Annotated in this window: 5 protein-coding genes and 1 tRNA gene; 2 read left to right on the forward strand and 4 right to left on the reverse strand. The window is 57.5% G+C overall.

Going from position 1 to position 5,328, the window contains the following annotated elements; all coding sequences use genetic code 11:
* Positions 1-46: 46 nt before the first annotated feature.
* The 3 genes from PPP56_RS10460 to PPP56_RS10470 all read right to left on the reverse strand — a co-directional run bounded on the left by PPP56_RS10460 (position 47) and on the right by PPP56_RS10470 (position 1,590).
* Positions 47-120 (reverse strand) — tRNA-Val (locus tag PPP56_RS10460).
* An 82-nt stretch (positions 121-202) separates the two neighbouring features.
* Entirely contained in the window at positions 203-856 is a 654-nt protein-coding gene (locus PPP56_RS10465) for an anti-sigma factor family protein (RefSeq protein WP_353563991.1), read from the reverse strand.
* Positions 857-1,140: 284 nt separating this feature from the next.
* Positions 1,141-1,590: a PAS domain-containing protein gene (locus PPP56_RS10470; protein WP_353563992.1), complete on the reverse strand. Its 450-nt coding sequence runs from the start codon at positions 1,588-1,590 to the stop codon at positions 1,141-1,143.
* Between the two features lie 414 nt (positions 1,591-2,004).
* Here PPP56_RS10470 and PPP56_RS10475 point away from each other — a divergent pair, with 414 nt between their 5' ends.
* Together PPP56_RS10475 and lptE are read left to right on the forward strand one after the other, a co-directional pair.
* Positions 2,005-3,444 carry a sigma 54-interacting transcriptional regulator gene (locus PPP56_RS10475; RefSeq protein WP_353563993.1) on the forward strand — a complete coding sequence of 480 codons (1,440 nt, stop codon included), beginning with the start codon at positions 2,005-2,007 and terminating at the stop codon, positions 3,442-3,444.
* A gap of 20 nt (positions 3,445-3,464) precedes the next feature.
* Positions 3,465-3,995 (forward strand): LPS assembly lipoprotein LptE, encoded by a 531-nt coding sequence (gene lptE, locus PPP56_RS10480; protein WP_353563994.1) that lies wholly within the window; start codon positions 3,465-3,467, stop codon positions 3,993-3,995.
* 187 nt (positions 3,996-4,182) lie between these two features.
* On the opposite strand, the gene rho is transcribed toward lptE, so the two are convergent.
* Positions 4,183-5,328, reverse strand: a 1,146-nt coding sequence (gene rho / locus PPP56_RS10485; RefSeq protein ID WP_353563995.1) for a transcription termination factor Rho, incomplete at its 5' end; no start/stop codon positions are given.

Raw genomic sequence — 5,328 nt, forward strand, 5'->3', positions numbered from 1 at the left:
GGCTCCCGCGTTGGCGGGAGCCTCTATACAGACACTGTCAAGGTAGTGGGCCTTCCTGGATTTGAACCAGGGACCTCTCGCGTGTGAGGCGAGCGCTCTAAACCCCTGAGCTAAAGGCCCAACAAAGGGCAATTTTAGACCTGTACATTAGTCGATTGTGCCGTGCTTAACGTCAAGAAGAGACGAAAGGTGTACACGGGGGTCATCGTTGCGTGCGTATGAGGGTGAGGGGCGATCGGTTTTGCAGCGTATCGAGAGCCAGAGTGGGAAGCTGCCAGCTGTCGGCTCCTATCGCTGAGGCTGTAGCAGCAGCGCGTGACGAGCGCTCGCTCTGTGCACCGGGAGCCAGTAACGGAAGCGCCGGACGATCAGCAGCCAGGGTTGGAGATGCAGGCAATTCTGTTTTTTCTACTGCGGTTGACTCGTAAGATGCCGAGTTTGGAGTGCTTACTACCGTGGCCCCCACAACAAGACCAACCACGAGGGCCGTGAGCATAGAAAAAATCAACCCGGTTGCAAACTGTGGGTGTCCGCCGAGGGCTTCCTGCATAGAAAGGCGCGACCGAAGCAGGTCAGACTCGACATGGTCGCGCACGTCGGTGCAGGCCTGGTCAGCAGATGGGGGGTCGGAGAAGCGGCACTGCCCAAGCAATTCGCGCGTCTGCTGCAGTTCTTCAACGTGTGACTTCAGGTCGGGGTTGGCCTCAACATAAGACGTGAATACAGCTTCGAGGGCCGGGTCCATCGTGCCATCGACGTACTCACAGAGCCACTCGTCAATCCAGTCATAGGGCACGTCGTCTCCTTGCGGAGAACCGCCCGGAGTTTCGTCCGAGAAAGGGGCGTCGTTACTCATAGCAATTGGACATGATGAGCCTCACTAAAACCAGTGGATATGGGCTGTGCGAATACACACCGGCTGAAGCATGCCGGGTGCAAGCAGGCGGCAAGTATCTTGCTGCACACTCTATGAACGAGTATGGCATTTCAGAGCGTCTGGTTCCGGTGGAGAGGCGCGCTGCGTACGGATTCACAGACTGCGTCTTCCAATATCCGCTTCAGATCCCGGCGTAGAAAAATTAAACCAGACGCTGTAATAGCAAGGATAATATCAGAGAAAGCAGCTGATGCTGCGTGCAGCTATACCGATCGTAGGCGCAGCACGATGCACTGCTCAGGAGACTTGAGCCGGTTCACAGCGTCAACGCGAAACCACTGGCAGCGGCGCTGTTTCGTCTGCAGGCGAAGTAGCCATGAGGTGTGGCGCGTGTGCGCATTGACCATGTGCGCGAGATCACGCATCACACGAGGCAAGTTGTATCCGTGCACATGCGTGAAGAAGTACCGGTCGATGGCATCCTCCGTCCGGTAGCCGAGCATGCGCCGGGCCGTGTGTGAGATCTCTTGGATATACCCATCACGGCTCAGGCAGATTACCGGAAGAGGAAACGACTCTACCCCTTGTTGGAAGCGCTTCCAAAACGAGTCTGAAAAAATAGGAGGCGCGGCAACGCGGGAGACGCCTGCCGATGGTTCTGTAGAGGGCCGCGCAGATTTTTCCGAAGGGGCCATGTACGTTTGATATGACATAGCTGTACCCGAAAAATGAAAAGAAAGATTGTGACGAGTACGATACAAGACGCAGAGAAGCGCGTCTGGTTGCATCAATCTACGGATTGATCTACGGACCGGATAGATCTACCAGACTCTCCAGAGCGTCTGTGCACGTAGTCCGAGCAGGTTGTCACGCAAATCGTTTTACGTAGAGCAACCCTCAGGAACAGAGAGCAACATAAGACCTCGCCTGTGTAGCAGCATAGAGCAACGGCATGGCCCCCTATCGCGAAGACGCCCGTCTGTCTGTGGAAAAATCCCCCACACGGGCACGGACAACCACACATTCTGTATTCGGTTTGAATCCTGACAAAACGTCTGGATCTTGCCGCGACACTACGGGTGTCACACCATTGGCGTATCTATCCTTTTCTTAGACATCATGTTGATATGGACCGTACCTCTATTCAGGAACGCTTCGGCATCGTCGGGTCGTCAGATGTTATCAAGCATGTGATCGACCGGGCGCGTCAGGTTGCGCCCACGGCGATTACGGTGCTCCTGCAGGGAGAAAGCGGTGTGGGGAAGGAGCTCATCGCGCAGGTGATACACGAGCTTAGCAAGCGCCGCCACGAAGACATGGTCATCGTAAACTGCGGGGCCATCCCGGAAGGACTTATCGAGAGTGAGCTCTTTGGTGCCGAGAAAGGAGCATATACCGGAGCGGTACAGCAGCGTAACGGGTACTTTGAAGAGGCCGATGGCGGCACCATCTTTCTGGATGAGATCGGCGAGATGCCCAAAGAAGCACAGGTGCGTTTGCTACGCGTGCTTGAATCAGGGCAGTTCAGTCGCGTTGGATCCTCCGACCAGCTTCACGTTGACGTACGCGTCGTTGCGGCCACGAACAAGAATCTGGCGACGGAAGTGCAAGAGGGGCGCTTCCGTAAAGATCTGTACTACCGGCTTAGCACGGTACGCATCGACCTCCCTCCGCTTCGCGACCGTCCTGAAGATATCCTACCCATCTTTGATACGTACCTGCACCGGTTCACGCAGGAGTACGAGTCGCGCCCCAAATCGCTGACCGACGACGCCAAAGAGGCGCTCCGATCGTACCGCTGGCCCGGCAACGTGCGTGAACTGCGCAACGTAGCCGAGCAGTGCGTGGTGCTGCTGCGCGGAGACACCATTGAGGCGTCTGACGTAGAGCCGCTGCTGCGCGACATTGACCGGGCTGCAGCCGGAGAGTCAACCGAGCTCATGCGCGTGTCCGATTCCGACACGAAAGGTAGCCCTGAAACGCACGAGCGCGAGCTGCTCTATCGCGCCATTCTGGAAATGCGAATGGAGATGCGAGAGATGAAAGACCAGCTGCGGGCGCTTGCCTCGAACATCGGCGTCGTTGTGCCGCGACGCATTGCCGAGCGCACAGACTTCCCGCAAGACTACAGCGACTTCGTCGTGATGCGCGGGCAGGAACAAAACTCTTCGGCCTCGCCCGGCATGGATCCCGAGCCCCCCTCCGCAGACGCATATGCAGAGGAGTACGACGACGAGTACGAGAGCAACTACGATTCGTTTATTGAGGACGTGGTATACGAGGTCGAGAACGACCCCGAGAGTGACCCCGAGAGTGAACCGCCAAACGGGTCAGACGAACAAGCCGTCCAGCGTGAAGGCGAGCACGCGTCTTCGCAGAGCGCATTTGCCGCCCTGGTGCGCCCCAACTCCGATGCTCCCCTTCCCACGGTGAAAGAGGCCGAGCGCGAGCTCATCCGTCGTGCACTGGACCGCTTCGATGGCAATCGGCGCAAAACAGCAGAAGCGCTCGACATCAGCGAGCGGACGCTGTATCGAAAGCTTAAAGAGATGGAAGACACAGCGTGATGAATAGAATACAAGACCACATGACATGCGCACGGCGCGCGCTCCGCAGCACTGTCGTTGCACTTGCGCTTGTGCTGGCCGGTGTTACAGGGGGATGCGGAGCGTATAGCTTCAGCGGAGCAACCATTCCCTCACACATTGAAACCATCGCCATCCCGATCGTCGACGACCGCAGCACGAGTCCGTTTACCACGCTCGACCGCGACCTAACCGACCTGCTGGTCGATCGCTTCGTGAACCAGACCCGCCTGTCGCTCACCACGAACGAGGCCGATGCCGACGCGCTCCTGGACGTGCGCATCCAGCGATATACCAACGAGCCTACCACCGTGCGCGGCGACGAGCGCGCCTCGGTGAACCGCATATCGCTTAACGTGCAAGTAGAATATGTCGACCAGGTAAACGATGAGTCGTTTGTCAGCCGTTCGTTCACGACTAACAGCGACTATGATCCTGTTGAAGAGGGCATCGAAGGGGAAGAAGACGCTGTTCAGCGTGCCATCAGCAACCTGGCCGATGACATCTTTACCGAAGCGACTTCAAACTGGTAGCCTCTGGAGGATGGCATTACCCCTTGTCTTTGGACAGACGCCTTGCAGGCACGTTGACACTGGCAAAAAAACAGGCAAAAAAACAAAAGCGAGAAGCCGACACGGAGCCGGCTTCTCGCTAATGAATGCAAGGCAGGGGAGCTCGCGTTCAAGCGTAGCACCAACATGCTGTTTCAGGTTGTGGCATCTACGAGTTCATCTTTTCAAGGAACTCCTCGTTGTTTTCGGTGCCGCGCATCTTGTCGAGCAGGAACTCCATGGCCTCGTCGGGCGACATGTCGGCAATCAGCTTCCGGATAATCCAGATGCGCTTCAGGGTAGGCTTGTCAAGGAGGAGTTCTTCGCGGCGCGTGCCCGACTTCAGCAGATCAATCGCCGGGTAGATGCGGCGGTCGGCCATCTCACGGTCAAGGACCAGCTCCATGTTGCCTGTGCCCTTGAACTCCTCGAAGATCACCTCGTCCATCCGGCTTCCGGTATCGATAAGCGCGGTGCCGATAATGGTGAGCGACCCCCCGTCTTCAACCTTGCGCGCTGCACCGAAGAACCGCTTCGGTCCGCGTAGGGCACCTGCTTCCACACCGCCCGACAGGGTGCGGCCCTGGCTGGGAGCCACGGCGTTGTGTGCGCGTGCCAGGCGGGTAATAGAGTCAAGCAAGATAACTACATCTTGCCCCGACTCAACCAGGCGTTTGGCTTTGAGGAGCGTCGTTTCTGCGACCTCGACGTGACGTTGCGGCTCCCGGTCGAACGTAGAGGCGATCACCTCGCCATCTACGTTGCGATCCATATCTGTAACCTCCTCCGGACGCTCGTCAATGAGCAGGACTAACAGATGTGCATCGGGGTGATTCTTAGTCACGCCCGCGGCGATTTTCTGCAAGAGCACCGTTTTGCCGGCTTTGGGCGGAGCTACGATAAGGCCGCGTTGGCCCATTCCGATGGGGGCAAACATGTCAAGCACCCGGGTGCCATACTCATCTGCCTCGGTTTCGAGCGTAAGCCGTGTGTTGGGGAAGACCGGAGTCAGGTGCTCGTAGTCGATGCGTTCTTCGGCATCGGTAGGGGGCTGGCCGTTAACCAGGTCTACCTGGATCAGTGCGAAAAACTTCTCGCCCTCTTTCGGTGGGCGCACTTTACCTGTAACGGTATCTCCCTCCTGAAGTCCAAAGCGCTTGATCTGAGAGGGCGACACGTAGATATCGTCGGGGCTCGACTCGTAGTTGTACTCATCGGAGCGTAGAAAGCCGTACCCATCGGGGAGTACCTCCAGCATGCCGCGCTTCTCGATCATGCCGCGAAGCTCTGTCTTGTCGGCGTCGTAGGTCGCCAT

The sequence above is a fragment of the Longimonas sp. genome (genome assembly GCF_040409695.1).
Lineage (GTDB): Bacteria > Bacteroidota > Rhodothermia > Rhodothermales > Salinibacteraceae > Longimonas.